Origin of the sequence: Sporosarcina sp. BI001-red (genome assembly GCF_003384035.1) — a bacterium.
In the GTDB taxonomy this organism is placed as follows: Bacteria; Bacillota; Bacilli; order Bacillales_A; family Planococcaceae; genus Sporosarcina.
The window spans coordinates 26,109-43,209 of sequence record NZ_QQAK01000017.1; the positions used below are offsets into that span (position 1 = coordinate 26,109).

At 42.9% G+C, this 17,101-nt stretch carries 18 protein-coding genes; 13 read left to right on the forward strand and 5 right to left on the reverse strand.

Going from position 1 to position 17,101, the window contains the following annotated elements; genetic code table 11:
* Positions 1–8: 8 nt before the first annotated feature.
* The 8 genes from DVB69_RS16625 (at position 9) to yhaM (ending at position 9,223) form a co-directional block, all read left to right on the forward strand.
* Complete coding sequence (locus tag DVB69_RS16625) at positions 9–986, forward strand: CobW family GTP-binding protein (RefSeq protein WP_116020227.1); 978 nt, start codon at positions 9–11, stop codon at positions 984–986.
* A gap of 247 nt (positions 987–1,233) precedes the next feature.
* A complete protein-coding gene (locus tag DVB69_RS16630; RefSeq protein WP_116020228.1) occupies positions 1,234–1,434 on the forward strand; it encodes a helix-turn-helix transcriptional regulator in 201 nt (66 codons plus the stop codon).
* Between the two features lie 22 nt (positions 1,435–1,456).
* Positions 1,457–1,756: a DUF2178 domain-containing protein gene (locus tag DVB69_RS16635; protein WP_116020229.1), complete on the forward strand. Its 300-nt coding sequence runs from the start codon at positions 1,457–1,459 to the stop codon at positions 1,754–1,756.
* 98 nt (positions 1,757–1,854) lie between these two features.
* A complete protein-coding gene (locus tag DVB69_RS16640) occupies positions 1,855–2,754 on the forward strand; it encodes an ABC transporter ATP-binding protein (RefSeq protein ID WP_116020230.1) in 900 nt (299 codons plus the stop codon).
* On the forward strand, positions 2,747–4,003 hold the full coding sequence (locus DVB69_RS16645) for an ABC transporter permease (protein WP_116020231.1): 1,257 nt from the start codon (positions 2,747–2,749) through the stop codon (positions 4,001–4,003). The genes DVB69_RS16640 and DVB69_RS16645 overlap by 8 nt, the downstream gene beginning before the upstream one ends.
* Before the next feature lie 160 nt (positions 4,004–4,163).
* Positions 4,164–5,369, forward strand: a complete 1,206-nt coding sequence (locus DVB69_RS16650; protein ID WP_116020232.1) for a metallophosphoesterase family protein — start codon at positions 4,164–4,166, stop codon at positions 5,367–5,369.
* An 18-nt stretch (positions 5,370–5,387) separates the two neighbouring features.
* The gene (locus DVB69_RS16655; protein ID WP_116020233.1) at positions 5,388–8,288 is read left to right on the forward strand and encodes an ATP-binding protein; all 2,901 of its coding nucleotides are present in this window, start codon (positions 5,388–5,390) and stop codon (positions 8,286–8,288) included.
* Complete coding sequence (yhaM, locus tag DVB69_RS16660; RefSeq protein WP_116020234.1) at positions 8,285–9,223, forward strand: 3'-5' exoribonuclease YhaM; 939 nt, start codon at positions 8,285–8,287, stop codon at positions 9,221–9,223. Before DVB69_RS16655 ends, yhaM begins: the two co-directional genes overlap by 4 nt.
* Positions 9,224–9,528: 305 nt before the next feature.
* Here yhaM and DVB69_RS16665 read toward each other — a convergent pair whose 3' ends face one another.
* Positions 9,529–10,470, reverse strand: a complete 942-nt coding sequence (locus tag DVB69_RS16665; protein WP_116020235.1) for a peptidylprolyl isomerase — start codon at positions 10,468–10,470, stop codon at positions 9,529–9,531.
* A 143-nt stretch (positions 10,471–10,613) separates the two neighbouring features.
* Here DVB69_RS16665 and DVB69_RS16670 point away from each other — a divergent pair, with 143 nt between their 5' ends.
* Positions 10,614–10,715 (forward strand): YjcZ family sporulation protein, encoded by a 102-nt coding sequence (locus tag DVB69_RS16670; RefSeq protein ID WP_116020236.1) that lies wholly within the window; start codon positions 10,614–10,616, stop codon positions 10,713–10,715.
* Between the two features lie 48 nt (positions 10,716–10,763).
* Here DVB69_RS16670 and DVB69_RS16675 read toward each other — a convergent pair whose 3' ends face one another.
* The 4 genes from DVB69_RS16675 to DVB69_RS16690 form a co-directional block, all read right to left on the reverse strand.
* Positions 10,764–10,955 carry a hypothetical protein gene (locus tag DVB69_RS16675; protein ID WP_370453000.1) on the reverse strand — a complete coding sequence of 64 codons (192 nt, stop codon included), beginning with the start codon at positions 10,953–10,955 and terminating at the stop codon, positions 10,764–10,766.
* A gap of 53 nt (positions 10,956–11,008) precedes the next feature.
* Positions 11,009–11,596 carry an HTH-type transcriptional regulator Hpr gene (locus tag DVB69_RS16680; RefSeq protein WP_116020238.1) on the reverse strand — a complete coding sequence of 196 codons (588 nt, stop codon included), beginning with the start codon at positions 11,594–11,596 and terminating at the stop codon, positions 11,009–11,011.
* 152 nt (positions 11,597–11,748) lie between these two features.
* Positions 11,749–12,108 carry a YtxH domain-containing protein gene (locus DVB69_RS16685; RefSeq protein ID WP_116020239.1) on the reverse strand — a complete coding sequence of 120 codons (360 nt, stop codon included), beginning with the start codon at positions 12,106–12,108 and terminating at the stop codon, positions 11,749–11,751.
* A gap of 77 nt (positions 12,109–12,185) precedes the next feature.
* The gene (locus DVB69_RS16690; RefSeq protein WP_116020240.1) at positions 12,186–12,617 is read right to left on the reverse strand and encodes an HIT family protein; all 432 of its coding nucleotides are present in this window, start codon (positions 12,615–12,617) and stop codon (positions 12,186–12,188) included.
* A 119-nt stretch (positions 12,618–12,736) separates the two neighbouring features.
* Here DVB69_RS16690 and DVB69_RS16695 point away from each other — a divergent pair, with 119 nt between their 5' ends.
* From DVB69_RS16695 to uvrB, 4 genes are all read left to right on the forward strand, one after another.
* On the forward strand, positions 12,737–13,486 hold the full coding sequence (locus DVB69_RS16695) for an ABC transporter ATP-binding protein (protein ID WP_116020241.1): 750 nt from the start codon (positions 12,737–12,739) through the stop codon (positions 13,484–13,486).
* A complete protein-coding gene (locus DVB69_RS16700) occupies positions 13,470–14,678 on the forward strand; it encodes an ABC transporter permease (RefSeq protein ID WP_116020242.1) in 1,209 nt (402 codons plus the stop codon). The genes DVB69_RS16695 and DVB69_RS16700 overlap by 17 nt, the downstream gene beginning before the upstream one ends.
* Before the next feature lie 75 nt (positions 14,679–14,753).
* On the forward strand, positions 14,754–14,990 hold the full coding sequence (locus tag DVB69_RS16705) for an IDEAL domain-containing protein (protein ID WP_116020243.1): 237 nt from the start codon (positions 14,754–14,756) through the stop codon (positions 14,988–14,990).
* 126 nt (positions 14,991–15,116) lie between these two features.
* A complete protein-coding gene (uvrB, locus tag DVB69_RS16710; protein WP_116020244.1) occupies positions 15,117–17,099 on the forward strand; it encodes an excinuclease ABC subunit UvrB in 1,983 nt (660 codons plus the stop codon).
* Positions 17,100–17,101: the final 2 nt, after the last annotated feature.

Genomic DNA, 17,101 nt, shown 5'->3' on the forward strand with positions numbered 1-17,101 from the left:
GAATCCCTATGATAAAACGAGTTCCAGTTTATATACTAAGCGGATTTCTGGGAAGTGGAAAAACAACCGTGTTGGTCCATTTCCTCGAGCATTGTAAACGCAATGGACTGCAACCAGGCATTATTTTGAACGAAATAGGTGAGACAAACGTAGAGGGACATCTCTTTGACAACCAGCGTGTCGTTGAACTGCTGAATGGCTGCATTTGCTGTACCCTTCAGGAAGACTTAAAAGAAACGATGGACGAACTAGTTCGTGAGATGACCGAATCACCGCTTGATGTGCTATTCATCGAGGGGACGGGTGTCGCGAATCCTCTTGAAATCCAAGAAGTCCTCCTCAGTACGCCGTATCGTGAACAGTTTGACCTGATGTCGATCCTAACAGTAGTCGATGCGAGTCATTATACGGAGTACCAAAGTGTATTTTCGAGCTCAGCTGAAGTCCGTAAACTGATGACGGAACAGCTCGTTTGCGGAAGCCTTATTTTGTTGAACAAAACCGATCTCGTTTCGGACAAACAGCTGGAGAAAGTGAAACAAAAAGTATTGAAAATCGCTGGGGAGCATAAAAAACTCGTGGAGTGCGCTTACGGGGAAGTAGATGCGAATAATCTTATGGAGAAAACTGTAGGTTCATTATCTGTAGGAAATTCAATTTCTCCCGCAAGTACGCATGAGCATCACCATCATGATCACTCAACAGTTCAGACAATCACATTGGAAAACTTGCCGCCTTTTAACCAAACTACAGTCACGAAATGGTTTAAACAGCTACCGCCTTCTGTACTACGGGGCAAAGGCTACCTCCAATTGGATGAACCGAAGCAACTGGTCAGTTTTCAATACGCTTCAAACAAAGTCAAATTCACTCCTATTTCATCTTCAGGAGAACGGGAGTCGATTGTTATTCTGATTGGCATGGAAATGGACAAAGAGCTGATGAATGAACGATGTGAAGAGCTTTTACAGTTGGGGAATAGATAACAAATACGTTCAATTAAGGAAGAAAGTTTGTATTGCAGAATACTCGGACGACACCGATAGATTAAGACAGTGACTATTTAGAAGTGAAACCTTCAAATAGTCACTGTCTTTTGTTTTCGATCGAATGGAATGTAAACGTTGCTTGACATTGAAAAAATAGTAAAGTATGCTTTACGTAAAGTTACCTTTACTACCGGATGATATCCCTTGTTAGAATTGATAGATGGGAAGGGAGGGGATCTGTCGAGTGAAAAACTTGATAAGGGAAATTCGAATGGAAATAGGTCTCACACAAGATGAACTTTCTGAAAGTTTGGAAGTATCTCGCCAAACGATTATTTCCCTGGAAAAAGGAAGGTATAATCCTTCGCTAATCTTAGCTTTTAAAATTGCCAAAATGTTTAATCGAACGATTGAAGATATCTTTGACCCAGAAGAAATGGAATGAAAAATAGAAAGGGGGAGTTTAAGTGGATTGGTTGTCAACTGCTGCAGGGTTCATTACAGGCGTTGGGATGGTCTCAATTATCATTCTGATTATTTGGCGAAGAGGAAAAAAGGCTCGGTTATTTGATGAACGATATGAAAAAGTGCACATTAAGGCACGTACAGCTTCATGGATTGTTTTCGTTGGACTGACTTACATCCTGGCGATTGCAGCGTTGGTAATAGAGGGGTGGAAGCTCGCATCTATGTTACTAGCGAGTTTATATGTTGTTGGGTTAGTGACGTATTTTGTTGCTGTTCTTATCTATAACAAAAAACTATAAGATAAGTATTGAAGTAATATAAAAGATTGTGGAAAAATGAAACAGAATGATTTGTAAATCGTATATTTAGAATAAGGGAAATGGGGAGGAGTACATTTATGTCATTACAAATTGAACACGTAACAAAACGATTCGGGGACTTTACAGCGGTGAATGACCTTTCGCTAACAGTTGGAGAAGGAACGATGTATGGATTTCTCGGTGCAAACGGTGCAGGTAAAACGACAACATTCCGAATGATTCTAGGTCTGTTGACGCCGAACGAAGGACGCATTACTTGGAACGGAAAACCGATTTCTTATGCGACAAGCCCTCAAATTGGATATCTTCCTGAAGAACGCGGACTGTATCCGAAAATGAAAGTCGAAGAACAATTGCTGTTTTTAGCAGAGCTACGAGGCATGAAACGTTCTGATGCGAAGCGGGAAATCGGAGGCTGGCTCGATCGTTTTGAAGTCCCTCAATATTTGAACAAAAAAGTGGAAGAACTGTCAAAAGGAAATCAGCAAAAAATCCAAGTGATTGCAGCTCTTTTACATAAGCCGAAACTAATCATTTTGGATGAACCTTTCTCAGGGCTAGACCCAGTAAACGTGGAATTGTTAAAAAAAGAAATTCTTAATATCCGGAATAACGGTGCGACGATTGTTTTTTCCAGTCACCGGATGGATCACGTGGAAGAATTATGTGAGCAGTTCAGCATTATTGACCACGGGAAGCAAATTGTCAGTGGGACATTGAAAGACGTGAAACGCTCATTTGGCCAACAAAATGTGCGCATTCGCTCAGATTATGGGTTGGAAGCACTTTCTGGACTTTCCGGAGTGACCTCCGTAACACCGACGGTTGAAGGCGCAATTTATCAAGTGGATTCTGACGAAACGGCAGAACGACTTCTGACTGAGGCGTTAAAAGCAGGACCAGTCCGACAATTTGAGATTGAAGAACCGACACTTCAAGATATCTTTATTGCAAAGGTGGGGAAGGAACATGCATGAATTCTGGATCATATTTAAACAAGCGTTCATGACCAAAGCAAAAACGAAGTCCTTCATCATTACGACAGTACTAGTAGTTGCGGGAATCTTTTTACTGTCAAACTTACCAAGAATTCTAGATTCGATTGACGGAATTGGCGGCGACGAACCGACCACTATGAAAGTCATTGACGCGAGTGGGAAACTAGATGATCCACTTTCGGCAGTCCTTCAAGCGAATGAGTCGGATATTACGATAGAGCCAACAGAAGAAAGTGAAAAGGATCTTGAGAAGCAAGTCCGTTCTGAAGACATCGATTCGTTCTTGACACTTTCTTTGGATGAATCCAACACAATCCAAGCGAAATATACGACGCTCAGTAGTATTGAAATGAGCCTGCCGGAGGCGTTGCGCAATGCGTTGCAAACCGTTCAGGCAGGGATTAAATCAGATGAACTTTCTTTATCGAGCGACCAGGTGGATTCTCTTTTTACACAAGTAAATTTTGAGAATAATAACATCTCCACTTCGGCGAAATCCGAGGATGAATTGAATCAAGCCCGCATTTTAGTTTACGTGCTTATGTTTGTGATTTACTTTGCCGTCATCTTGTACTCCGGAATGATTGCAACTGAAGTCGCAACAGAAAAATCCTCCCGTGTGATGGAAATCCTAATTTCTAGTGTGTCACCGGTAAAGCACATGTTTGCGAAAGTGCTCGGTATCGGAACACTTGGGATTGTCCAAATCGTGATCTACGGAATCGTCGGGTTTATCGCCTTTAAAACGTCTGCTTCAGAAGCAACAGAGGGAATCGGGAGTTTCTTTAACTTTACAGACATTAATCCGATGACACTTGTCTATGCAGTCGTGTTCTTCTTGCTCGGGTATTTCCTATACGCAACGCTAGCAGCCCTTCTAGGCTCTCTCGTAAGCCGTACAGAAGACGTCCAGCAAATGATTATGCCAATGACACTCATGATTGTTGCAGCATTCATATTAGCTGCATCAGGTCTAGGGAATCCTGAACTTGTGTACTTGAAGTACGCTTCATTCTTCCCGTTCTTCACACCACTAGTAATGTTTTTACGGGTAGGAATGTTGGATTTACCGATGTGGGAACCACTTCTTGCGATTGCAATTATGCTTGTAACCATCTTTGTACTCGGATGGTTTGGAGCGCGTGTTTATCGTGGCGGTGTCCTCATGTACGGCCCATCCCGTTCATTGAAGGATATTAAGAAAGCGATTCAGTTAGGAAAAGAATAAGACTGTATGATTAAAGCGTGTTCAAGCAGAGGGGAAAGCACAGTCCCTCTGCTTTTTGCTGCCCATTTTGAAAGCGGAAATCTCTTGATTGCTGTCGCGTATCTACTTGCAATATGGTAAAATTAGAACAAATATTCGTTTTAGGAGGTGTCTACTATCTATGATTCGATTCCTACACACCGCGGATTTGCATTTAGACAGTCCATTTAAAGGAATTACGGATATGCCGATAGCCCGATTGACTGAACTCCGTGAAAGCACATTTGCAGCCTATGAAAAGCTGATCCAGTATGCGGAAAAGGCCATCCCAGATTTTGTTCTCATTGTAGGGGATATCTATGATGGAGAAGATCGGAGTTTGCGCGCACAAATGAGATTTGTCAAAGGACTTGAGCGTTTGAATCAGGCGGGGATTCCAGTATTCATTTCCTATGGGAACCATGATCATCTGGGAGGTAAGTGGACACGATTTCAATTACCGGCAAACGTGACAGTATTTGGTCCAGAGGTGGAAACTGCAGAACTTATTGTCCGGGGTCAATGTATTAGAATCCACGGGTTCAGCTATAAGGAACGGCATATTAAAGAAGCGATGATTGGTCACTACCCAAAAGCGAATCGTGAACTAGAGACGATTGACATTGGCATGCTTCATGGCAGTATCGCCGGGGAAGAAACGCATGCAGTCTACGCACCATTTACAAAAGAAGCGTTGCTAGAAAAGGACTATCAGTACTGGGCGCTTGGACATATTCATAAACGGCAACTTTTACATAACGAGCCGCCTATCGTCTACCCGGGTAACTTGCAAGGACGTCATCGCAACGAACAGGGAGTTAAAGGCTTTTACGAAGTGGAACTTGAGGACAATGTAGCTTCACTAAGCTTCGTTCCAACATCGGTTCTTGTATTTGATGAAATCGAGATAGACTGTACCGAAATGGGTCTTGCCAACGAATGGCTGACGGCATGTCAGAATGCAGCGACTGAAGTCGTTGAGCGAAATGGTTCGAGTATTCTCAGTGTTCGCAACGTCAAGATGAGCGCAGAAGCGTCCCATTTGTTCAACGGTTCATCAGACGAGGAATGGTTGGAAGTATTGCGTGAATCGGCGGATCGGACTGTCTGGTTCTCGGAGCTCCTATTTGAATCGAACCTGAAGAGTTCGCTGTTGCCGGATTCCCCACTCGTTCGATCCGTCAAAGAGCAGATGGACCTTTGGGATGAAGAAGATTGGAAGATGGTGTTGCAAGACGTGTATCAGCATGCACGCTCAGGACCTTATTTGCCCAGACTAACTACTGAAATGAAAGAAGAATTGAGAAGAGAAGCAGGGAATCTCATTTCAAATGAGCTCTCGACATGAAAACAGAGGTGACGTGCTTTGAAGATTGAGAGGCTAACAATTTATGGATTTGGCCGCCACAGCAATGTGACGATTGAGCTTGGGGATGGAGTCACTGTCTTTTACGGGGAGAATGAAGCCGGGAAAACGACGATTTATCAATTTATTTTACAAGTATTGTTTGGGTTCCCGCCTAAGAACAGCGCGCTGTTGCGTTATGAACCGAAAACAGGCTCGCACTATGGTGGGAAAGTTGTCCTCAAAGATAAAAAGTATGGCGTCGTTGAAGTAGAGCGGATTCGAGGGAAATCAGCTGGAGATGTAACCGTCCGATTCGAGGATGGGAAAATGGGTGGACAAACGGAACTCAATGACCTCTTGCGTCAGTATGATCGAACTGCCTTTGAGTCTGTCTTTTCGTTTTCTTTGTTTCAGTTACAAGGTTTAGAGCAAATGGATTCGGACGAGCTGAGCCGCACGTTATTATCATCAGGTACAACCGGAATTGATTTGTTGCTTCAATTAGAGAAAAGACTTGAAAAAGAAAAAGCGGAGCTGTTTAAAAAATCGGGAAAAAATCCTCAAATGAACGTTCTATTAAAAGAACTCCGCGAACTAGAAGAGACATTGAAAATACAAAGAGCGAAAGTGGATGAATACGAACCCGCTCTGAACCGTGTAGAAGAACTGGAACGTCAACTATCAGCAGAGCGGAATACGGTGCAAAGTTGCCAAGTGGAGTCTAAAAAGCTTGAGAGTGCCCTGTTGCGAATCCCAATTATAGTGAATAGAAATCGCTTGCTTTCTGAGATCGAGGAACTCGGTCAGAATGAGTTTCCGGTGAACGGTATACGTGACCAAGAAATGTTGGAAAGTAAAAAACATGAAGCAGAAGCGGTTCACGCACGCGCTTCATTTCAATTACAGAATGTGAAGGACGAGCTGGAAAAAGAAGGTCAAAAAGATCGGGAAGTGGCAGTTGAAGCATTACTTGCGAAAGAATCTGATTGGCACGTACTACAACAGGAACTTGTCAGCACAAAGTCAGATATTGCACGGTTAACAACGGAACGACATCGGCTTCTTAGTCTTCTCGGTGCATCTGAGTCACCTGCAGTCGAAGTTCTCTTGCAACTAGATAGTTCGTTCACTCAGGAGCAACTCCTTCAGCAATTGGCAGACCGGGTACAGCAAACAGAGCGAGCAGTTCAGTCGAGTCAGTTGGAAGTGCAGCGTGTCAAAGAGATGGAACGAAGAACTGCTCAGCAACTGGAGAGGCTGTCCGCCGAAGCACCAAGCCCAGATGAACAAGCGCAAGCAGCAAAGTGGCCGTCTGTGCGTGCGCGTCTTTCTGAAGCAAAAGCGTATGTCTCTTTTGCTAAGAAAGAACAACAGTCAACGTCTAAAACAGTCATTTGGATTCTGCTAGCAGCGGCGATTGTAGTGGCGGGCTACGGGGTATTGCAGAAACAGTGGATCATCGCTTTGCTAGGCGTTATTATTGCTGCGATAAGTGGCTATGGACTCATGCAGAAACAACAAAGACCTTCGCAATCGGATGAACGCATGAAAGAAATGAGCGCACTTGTAAAAGCTTATGAAGGAAAAGAAGAGGCTTATGAAGAATTGTGCAAGAAGACGGATGATTTCATCCGCAAAGCGGAGCAGTTAACAATGGCGGCTAACGGTTATGAGATGGACATAGATTCCCTTCAAAACAAGTTAGCGGTCCAGGTTCAAGAAGAAACCAACGCCCGCAGACAGCTTGCAGAAGAACTCCTCGAATGTGGGTTGCCTGCTTCAGGAGGAATTGAAGTGATCCCTGAGTTGTTCCGATTGGTTCGGCAATTGCAAGAAACAAACCGCTTCTTAATAGAACGATTGAACAATCAGCAAGAAAAGGATAAGAAAATCCAGCAACATCTTGAGTCTTCACGTGCAGTGCTTGGACGTGAAGTTCCAGAAGCAGACCTGTATACTTTAATCAGGCAAGAGGCACGAAAACTGCGTGATGCCTCGCTCTCAGCCGAAACATATGAACGGCAAGTTAAAGAACTCTCAAGAACGATGGAAGAGAAAATGCTTGAATTGCAGGCGTATCGACAACAAGAGCAACAATTATTTGAGCGGGCAGGCGTTCATGATAAACAATCGTTCTACGATGCATATGATCGCTGGCAGCATATTCAAACGTTACAACTGAGTTTAGACGGATTGAATGACCAGTTGAAGACGCTTCATCATGCGGAGGGATTTGACGATGATGAAGGATGGATCGAGCAACAACTTGTCTTATCTGAAGAACGATTGGCAACTGCAGAGCATGTAATTTCGGAGTTGACAGATGAACGTGCTGGCTTACTTCATAAAACGGAAGCACTTCTTTCTGACGATGCGCATCTGCATACGCAACAGCTTTATGAAAACAAAAAGGCCGAATTTAATGCGCTTGCGTTTTCTTGGTTGAGTCGGCAAGTAGCGGCTGATGCGATTCGTCAAACGATGGGGGAATTGAAAGACAAAAAATTACCTGCCGTACTAACGCGCGCCAACAACTTATTTGCTCAGCTAACTGCTGGACAGTATGCTCAACTCGAGATTAATATGGATGGGAAATTTCAAGCAATTCGCAAAGACGGTCAACCGTTTGAGATTGCGGAATTGAGCCAAGCAACGAAAGAACAAGCGTATTTAGCGCTTCGGCTAGCACTTGCGAGTGAATTAGCGGATCAAGCTCCATTCCCAGTAATAATGGACGATCCGTTTGTCCATTTCGATGCGAAACGGCTATCCCAAATGACTCAACTCATATCGGAGCTATCGTCGAAACATCAATTTATCGTATTTACATGTCATGAGACGCTAGCTCCTCATTGGCCAAAAGCTAAAACCATCAATGTTTCCGAAATTGGAAACTCACCTGAAGGAGTTGCATTATGAAAAAACTATTAGATCACAAAGTCGGAGAAACGGTAGACTTATTTTTGTTCATCAAACAATCCGTAAAGGGGGTCACTCAGCAAGGAAGCCCCTTCATGTCACTTGTCCTACAAGACAAAAGTGGTGACTTGGAAGCGAAGCTTTGGGAAACGGGAGAAGAGCAAGAACGGTTATATCCTGCCGCTGCTATCGTACGCGTAGGAGGAGAAGTTCACGAGTACCGTGGGAAAAACCAGTTGCGTATTAAGAGCATTCGCCCTGCAAAAGCTGATGAGGGGATTACAATGTCTGATCTCGTTCCTTCTGCTGAAAGAAGTAAAGAAGAACTGATGGATGAGTTAATGCAATTCTTCTTTGAGATGAAGAACCCCCAGATTCAACGGATTACCCGTCATTTGATCAAAAAGCATCAAGAAGCATTCATGATGTATCCTGCAGCAACACGGAATCACCATGATTATGTTTCGGGATTGCTCGATCATGTGGTTTCCATGTTGAAGCTAGCCAAAGCGGTGGCGGATCTGTATCCAACGTTGAACAAGGACTTATTGTACTCAGGTGTGATTTTACATGATATCGGGAAAGTCATTGAATTATCCGGACCGGTTGCAGCCCACTACACAGTAGAAGGAAATTTACTTGGCCATATTAGCATCATGGTGACGGAAATTTCTAAGGCTGCAGATGAACTAGATGTATCCGGTGAAGAAGTGATGCTCCTTCAGCACATGGTGCTCTCCCATCACGGAAAAGAAGAGTGGGGTAGCCCGAAACGTCCAATGTTACCAGAAGCAGAAATGCTCCACTATATCGATAATATCGATGCCAAAATGAACATGTTAAACCGAGCAATGAGTAAAACAGAGCCCGGAGAGTTCTCTGAACGAATTTTCCCATTGGAAAACCGCTCATTCTATAAGCCTACATTTGAATAAGCATAATGAAAAGGAGCTTCCAAGTAAGCTCCTTTTGTGTTGTGTTGGAGGAAAGTGATCATAAATCCCAACTCCTACACTCCACATCACTAAATGCGAAGCACACCAATTAAGCTTGGTTTTTAAATTTGGGAAAGATGAATTGGTCGCGAGCTTGAACACAAATAGAAGAAGGTGACGTGCCGCGGGAGGGAGCGGTATGATGATCATCATACCAAAACCCCACCCAAAACCACATTAAGCCTTCAACAAAAAAGCCACAAGGTCTATCAGAAAATCTGACAGAACTTGTGGCTTATTCAAAATTACTTCTCTTCGTCTTCTACATCCGCTTCAGTGTCAGCCGGTGCATCTGCGCCGTCTTCTTTAGCTTCAGGCTTGCTTTGGTTAAACATATCCAATGAAGCCTTCAAATCTTTGTCTTTCACTTTTACGTCTGCATCTTTCATAAGCTTCGCAACTTTGTCGACGATTGTGCTTGTATCTGCTTTTGTAAGCTTCAACTCTTGCTTCGCTTTTTCTTTGTCTGCTTTAGATGGTTCTTTATCGTCTACTTTACGTGTATCTTCTAGTTTGATGATGTGATATCCGAATTCTGATTTAACCGGTTCGCTGATTGTGCCTTTTTTCATTTCTATAGCAGCATCCCAGAATTCCTGAACCATTTTACCTTCACCGAACCAACCAAGTTCGCCACCAGACTCTTGAGCCGCTTCTTCAGTAGAATATTCTTTCGCAAGCTTCGCAAAATCGCCACCTGCGTCTACTTTCTTCTTCACTTCTTTAGCTGTTTCTTCGTCTGCAACTAAGATGTGGCTAGCTTTTAGTTCTGTGTTCTTTTGCTCTAGATATTTGTTGAGTTCATCATCGCTTACCTTAATACCATCTGTAAGCGCTGCTTCTTGCAATTTATTGAGCTTAATTGCTTTTTTGAAACCATCAGCTGTTTGTTGTTGCTGTGCCAGGTATTGGTCGAAATTGTCGCCAAGTTGTTTTTTGACGTCATCGTATTCTGCCTGCACATCTTTGTCGGATACATCATACTTTGACTCGAGGACCTTTTCAATAACCATCATTTGTAGCGCTTGCTCACCAACAGAATCTTTCATCTCTTGGTAAAATTCACTTTTTGTTATATTTCCATCTTTGGATGTAACGATTGCTTCATCATCGGAAGCATTCCCAGAACAAGCCGAGAGTGCAAGAACTGATGCTGCCAACGTGAGCGATAGGACTGTTTTTTTCATAATTAGATACTCCTCTGTAAATGTAATTAACAAGTGCCACTATAACATACAAACGAATTGAGTACAAAAAAGTTCCCACTACAATCGCCCAACTATTGAAAAGGGGTTCGCATAAGATACAAAAGAAGAGAGGGGGTGCTTCGATGGGTGGATACGCTGGAGGTACTGGAGCAGGATCTGGATTCGCATTGTTGGTTGTCCTGTTCATTCTATTGATCATTGTAGGCGCGGCTTACTTGTACTAAGACATGAAAAAAAGTCCATTCCCTCTGGGGGATGGACTTTTCGTTTTTTTAAACCTTCAAAAAGACTTCAACGTAAAGTGACAACATTAAAATAGTAATCAGTACATTTACAGTTGCATATATTTTTTTTTGCTTTTCTTCAGGGATTTCTCGTGATTCGCAGAGCGCGAACGTCATTTTGTTGATTTGGAACAAGTAGAATAGTGAAAAGAGAACAGTTATTATCAAAATCACGTGCATACCCCCTTTGGACATCTCTTCCCATCATAGCAGACTGAGCAGAGATTTGGGAATTATTTATGCTCACCAGATGCGAGTTTCAGCTCATTCGTTGTCGCTGTCAGATGCCCATTTTTTTCTTCGAAAGTTTCGCCAAGGCTTTCAAAACCTTTTTCAAAAATTTCCATGAAATCTTCTCCATAGACATTGCGAATGACGGACATGATTTCCAAAAACTCAGGGAACTTTCCGTATATATTTTTAATCGGAAGTGACCCATCTAAAATTGAATGATCAGAGACAAAGTAATTTTCGGTCATTTCTTTAATCAATTCTTCGCCAATATCTGTGACGAGGACATATGTATTCCGGCGGTCGTCTTCTTTTTTGAAAAACTTTAAGTACCCTCGTTGTTCCAATTTTTTAGAAAAGTTGAATGCGGTAGATACATGCATGACTCCGAATTTTGCAATATCTGAGATCGTAGCACCCTGTAGATGATAAGCAATCCAAAGTATGTGATGTTCGTTAATATTCAAGTCATAAGGTTTTATCCATTGTTGCCAATCTTTTTCTACAGCTTTCCACAACGCTTTGGACATCTGGGCAAGGCGTTGAGTGTAAATCATTGCTTCCTTAAACGAATAATCTTGTTCGGACATGCAAGCACCTACTTCCTATATTCTATTGATGTTTTCATTATAGCAGGAAAGCAACAAATAAAAAAGTTAGAATTGAAAAAATAATTCAAATCGTTTCAAACATGAAAGTACAATGAAAAAAACATCCTCAAAATGAGGATGCTTTCGATGTCTTATAAATTACTTTGTTGAGCGGCAACAGAACGTTCAAGTTCTTCAATAGCAGACTGGATTTCTTGAATCTCGTTCTCTAACCGGTTCCGCGATCCTTCATCTGCAGTGCGCCAGCCGCCTACAGAATCTTTGACACCTTCAATTGCAGGATGAACGTTTTCACTCGCGAAATCTGAAACCGAGTCTTTTAACTCATTCACTCTGCCTTTTACGTCTTTTAGCTTAGCCTTTAAATCAGCAGATGCAGTTACTACGGAAGAACGCATCTCGCTTCCAGACTGTGGAGTTGAGTAAAGAACTGTAATGGCAGCAGCAACTGACCCAACAGCCAGTCCTGCAAAAAATGTAGATGCTTTCATGTATTGCTCACTCCTTCCTATTTGTTTCATTACCTAGTCTTGCATTGTTAAAACCTGATGACGCTAAAATTGATTTGTTATGCGTTTGTTTGGAGATGTTTTTGAATGTCTCCTGCAAGTTCGTGAATTCGTTCACTAGGGAACTCTTCTGTTTTGGGGTCCCATGTTGGACGGTAACCATCTGTTTCGTCATATCTCGGAACAAAATGCAGGTGGAAGTGGAAGACTGCTTGACCAGCGGCCGCGCCATTATTTTGGACAAGGTTCATCCCGACAGGGTTAAACGTATCCTTAATGGCTCTTGCTAGTTTAGGAGTAACTGAAAATAGATGAGAAGCCTCATCGGAAGTCAGGTCATACACATTTTCCCTATGGTTTTTAGGAATTAAGAGGACATGCCCTTTAGTGACTGGCATAATGTCCATGAAAGCAATTACGTGTTCATCTTCATACAAAACTTCTCCAGGGAGTTCCCCAGCTGCGATTTTACAGAAAATACAAGAGGACATTTGTACACTTCCTTTCATGAATGTCATTAGTGTAGCATATTTTCAGATAATCGGCATGAGCTGGACAAGGCATTGTTGTTTCAGATTTGGTAAACTAGAAGAAGAATGGAGGATGACGCATGGCCATACTAGACTTAAAAGACGTAACAGGCGGATATTCAAGAAAACCTGTTCTACATGAAGTATCATTTAACATTCAAAAAGGGGAATTAGTCGGGCTGATTGGACTAAATGGTGCTGGGAAAAGTACAACCATCAAACACATTATCGGACTGATGAATCCACAAGGGGGTACCATTGAAATCAATGGTGTTACATTTGACGAAGATACTGAAATGTATCGGAAGTCATTCAGTTACATTCCAGAAACGCCAATCTTGTATGAAGAACTGACGTTACGCGAGCATTTAGAACTTACTGCGATGGCGTACGAACTCCCTCAGGATGTATTTGAAGCAAGATCTGCGGCGTTACTAAAAGAGTTCCGAATGGAAAAGCGATTAAAATGGTATCCTTCCCACTTTTCGAAAGGGATGCGACAAAAGGTCATGATCATGTGTGCATTTCTCGCAGAACCTGCACTCTATATTATTGACGAACCCTTTGTTGGACTAGATCCGCTAGGAATTCGTTCCTTACTTGCTCAACTTACACAGAGAACGGAAAATGGCGCGTCGGTTTTAATGTCGACACACGTATTGTCGACGGCTGAAAAACACTGTGATCGAATCATCCTCTTGCACGAAGGCAGCGTGCGGGCACACGGAACGATGGACGATTTAAGAAAAGCGTTAGGGCGTCCTGAAGCGTCACTGGATGACTTATACATTGCGATGACAGAGGAAGCTGATTATGAACAGCTTACGTGAAGTGTGGGGGAACCGTTTCGGTAAATATGTGATGGAGTTACAGCGGTACTTACAATATGTGTTCACAGGGCATTTGGCGATTGTATTGCTGTTTTCCATTGGCGCAGCAGGATATGCTTACAGTGAATGGTTAAAAGATGTACCTGCCGAGTTACCCGCTGCTTGGCTGATCGCACTATTGCTTGCGGCTTCAACGTTCATCGCAACACCGGTGACTCTGCTTAAACCAGCAGATGCTGTCTATTTGCTGCCTCTTGAAAAGGAGTTACCGACTTATACAGGCAGAGCGTTGAATTGGACGTTCTTTTCAAAATTACCTTTACCGATTATTGTTTTCATCGTAGCGCTACCGATGTTGAGTGCATATGAGATTGGGAGTAAGCAGGTATTTGGCTTATTACTACTATTGATCATTGCCGCGATGTGGGTAAGTGTGCGAACTGAGTTCCTTTTTAGGAAAGCAAACGAGGGACAAGGAGTGTGGCAGGATCGATTCATTCGTTTTGTACTAAGTACGCTACTGTTTTACGCTGTCCTATCACAGCAATGGATTATCCTGGTCATCATTGCAATCGCCTATGCTCTATACGGTTCGTTGTGGATGAAGAAAGCAGCCGTGAAACCATTCCCCTATACTCATTTCATCGAGCTCGAACAGAATAGGATGATGGGCTTTTATCGTTTTGCAAATTACTTCACCGAAGTTCCTCATTTGAAAGGGTCTATCAGTAAACGGTCTTGGCTCGGCTTATTCATGCCCGATGCACACGTAGAACGTACAGATGCACAGAGCTTTTTGCTGCGCCGGACGTTTATCCGGACGGATGAATCATTTTGGCTTTGGCTCCGGCTAACTGTGTTATCTATTTTAGGAGTAGTATTCATTCCATTCCCAATCGTCGCATTTGTTTTCATTGGAGCGCTTGCCTTCGCATCTGCGATTCAGACGTTGCAAACATTGCGTGGGGGTGATGAATTCCGGATGGATTTGTTATTCCCGAATACGGAAGAGACACGTCCAAAAGAAATTTTCCGCTTAACAGAGCGTGTCCAATGGTTGCAAGCAGGTTTCGTTTTACTTGCAGGTTTGTTCATGCATGGTCTGTCAGTAACACCGTTCATCATGGGGGCTGTTGTTCTGATCATTTCTGAAGCAACAATTCGATTAACGACGAACAAAGAAGAAGAGTAGGAATATTCGAAAAAGTACTTGCAAAATAGAGGATGGATTCGTTACAATAATTAAAAGGGTTCCGAGGTGAGAGAGATGGAGAATAATTATTCATATGCTGAGTTCCTAAAGGCTGTGGGAAAAAATAGTTCCTCAATGCAAGCGGAAAAAATGCTGAATGACATCTACATCGATTTGTTTCTAAGTCATATCCACCGTGAACAAACTCGTACACGTTTGCTGGAAGAGATTGATGCGGCCCTGGATCGTAATGATAAACCAACTTTTATGCAACTGACTGACTCGTTACGGACCGTAGACGAAAAAGAATGATTCCAACCTGTGCGCAAATGCGTACAGGTTTTTTCGTGTAAAAAAACGTACGTTCGCTTTTCGCTTTGGGTTAGAGAGGGAATGTGATAAAATAAACACTAGAGGAATACTAGGGAGTGACGTTCAGTGACAGATACATTTAACCTACAAGCCCCATATACGCCACAAGGAGATCAGCCAACTGCCATCAAAGAATTGGTTGCTGGTATTGAAAAGGGTGAAAAGCACCAAACGTTACTAGGGGCAACAGGTACAGGTAAGACATTTACCGTTTCCAACGTCGTAACAGAAATCAATAAACCAACATTGGTCATCGCTCATAACAAAACGCTTGCGGGGCAACTTTATAGTGAATTTAAAGAGTTCTTCCCTGATAACGCAGTTGAATACTTTGTCAGCTTCTATGACTATTATCAGCCGGAAGCCTATGTCCCACAAACTGATACGTATATTGAAAAAGACTCCAGCATAAATGACGAAATTGATAAATTACGTCACTCAGCGACGGCATCACTTTTTGAACGAAGAGACGTTTTAATTGTCGCTTCTGTCTCATGCATTTACGGACTAGGATCACCTGAAGAATATGGTGCCCATATGATTTCACTACGTCCTGGCTTGGAAATCGACAGAAATCAGTTATTACGTAAATTTGTGGATAACCTATATGAAAGAAATGATGTAAGTTTTACGCGCGGAACGTTCCGTGTAAGAGGGGATGTCGTGGAAATCTTCCCTGCATCACAAGACGAACGTTGTATACGAATTGAATTTTTCGGAGACGAAATCGATCGGATCCGTGAAGTGGATGCACTAACCGGGGAAGTTCTTGGTGAACGCGAACACGTCTCTATCTTCCCAAATTCCCACTTTGTTACAGGTGAAGCGAAAATGGTGAAGGCGATTGAACGAATAGAAGAAGAGTTGGAAGAACAACTGAAAACACTTCGGGAGAATGACAAACTTCTGGAAGCGCAACGACTTGAACAGCGAACACGCTACGACCTGGAAATGATGCGAGAAATGGGCTTCTGCTCAGGAATCGAAAACTATTCCAGGCATTTATCCCTTCGCTCTGCGGGAGAGACACCTTACACACTAATCGACTACTTCCCAGATGATTTCCTCATAGTGGCGGATGAAAGCCACGTGACGCTACCTCAAATTCGAGGCATGTATAACGGTGACCAAGCGAGAAAGAAAGTGTTAGTTGAACACGGTTTCCGCCTTCCTTCCGCATTGGACAACCGTCCATTAATGTTTGAGGAATTTGAAAAGCACGTGAACCAGGCCATCTATGTTTCCGCAACACCAGGACCATATGAAATCGAACATACACCGAAAATGGTTGAACAGATTATTCGACCAACAGGATTGCTCGATCCAATCATTGAGGTACGACCAATCGAAGGACAGATTGATGACCTTCTCGATCAAATAAATGAATGTGCTCAAAAAAATGAACGAGTGCTTGTGACGACACTTACGAAAAAAATGTCCGAAGACTTGACGGATTACTTAAAAGAAGCTGGAGTGAAAGTGAACTACCTCCACTCGGAAATTAAAACCCTCGAGCGAATAGAAATTATCCGTGAATTGAGACTGGGAACCTACGATGTCTTAATCGGCATTAACTTGTTGAGGGAAGGTCTTGATATTCCAGAGGTGTCACTCGTAACCATACTCGATGCGGACAAAGAAGGATTCCTACGTTCAGAACGTGCGCTCATCCAAACCATCGGACGTGCAGCTCGTAACTCTAAAGGACGAGTCATCATGTACGCGGACCGGTATACCGATTCCATGAACAAAGCGATTGAAGAAACCGAGCGACGTCGCGAGATACAAATGGCTTATAACGAAGAGCACAACATTACACCAACAACGATTCAAAAGGGTATTCGTGATGTCATTCGTGCGACACAAGCTTCTGAAGAATCCCTCTCGTTTGTGGATAAAGTAACAAAAGGCAAGACGTTGACGCAAGAAGAAAGAACGACATTGCTTGCATCACTTGAAAAAGAAATGAAAGAATCAGCAAAAGCGCTCGACTTTGAACGTGCCGCTGAGCTTAGAGATACGATATTGGAATTGAAAGCGGAAAGGTGAGA

Excerpts from the sequence above, each read along its gene's own strand:
- DVB69_RS16625 (WP_116020227.1), top strand. The coding sequence starts at position 9 with ATGATAAAACGAGTTCCAGTTTATATACTAAGCGGATTTCTGGGAAGT.
- DVB69_RS16640 (WP_116020230.1), top strand. The coding sequence starts at position 1,855 with ATGTCATTACAAATTGAACACGTAACAAAACGATTCGGGGACTTTACA.
- DVB69_RS16645 (WP_116020231.1), top strand. The coding sequence starts at position 2,747 with ATGCATGAATTCTGGATCATATTTAAACAAGCGTTCATGACCAAAGCA.
- DVB69_RS16650 (WP_116020232.1), top strand. The coding sequence starts at position 4,164 with ATGATTCGATTCCTACACACCGCGGATTTGCATTTAGACAGTCCATTT.
- yhaM (WP_116020234.1), top strand. The coding sequence starts at position 8,285 with ATGAAAAAACTATTAGATCACAAAGTCGGAGAAACGGTAGACTTATTT.
- DVB69_RS16665 (WP_116020235.1), bottom strand. The coding sequence starts at position 10,470 with ATGAAAAAAACAGTCCTATCGCTCACGTTGGCAGCATCAGTTCTTGCA.
- DVB69_RS16670 (WP_116020236.1), top strand. The coding sequence starts at position 10,614 with ATGGGTGGATACGCTGGAGGTACTGGAGCAGGATCTGGATTCGCATTG.
- DVB69_RS16675 (WP_370453000.1), bottom strand. The coding sequence starts at position 10,955 with ATGCACGTGATTTTGATAATAACTGTTCTCTTTTCACTATTCTACTTG.
- DVB69_RS16680 (WP_116020238.1), bottom strand. The coding sequence starts at position 11,596 with ATGTCCGAACAAGATTATTCGTTTAAGGAAGCAATGATTTACACTCAA.
- DVB69_RS16685 (WP_116020239.1), bottom strand. The coding sequence starts at position 12,108 with ATGAAAGCATCTACATTTTTTGCAGGACTGGCTGTTGGGTCAGTTGCT.
- DVB69_RS16690 (WP_116020240.1), bottom strand. The coding sequence starts at position 12,617 with ATGTCCTCTTGTATTTTCTGTAAAATCGCAGCTGGGGAACTCCCTGGA.
- DVB69_RS16695 (WP_116020241.1), top strand. The coding sequence starts at position 12,737 with ATGGCCATACTAGACTTAAAAGACGTAACAGGCGGATATTCAAGAAAA.
- DVB69_RS16700 (WP_116020242.1), top strand. The coding sequence starts at position 13,470 with ATGAACAGCTTACGTGAAGTGTGGGGGAACCGTTTCGGTAAATATGTG.
- DVB69_RS16705 (WP_116020243.1), top strand. The coding sequence starts at position 14,754 with ATGGAGAATAATTATTCATATGCTGAGTTCCTAAAGGCTGTGGGAAAA.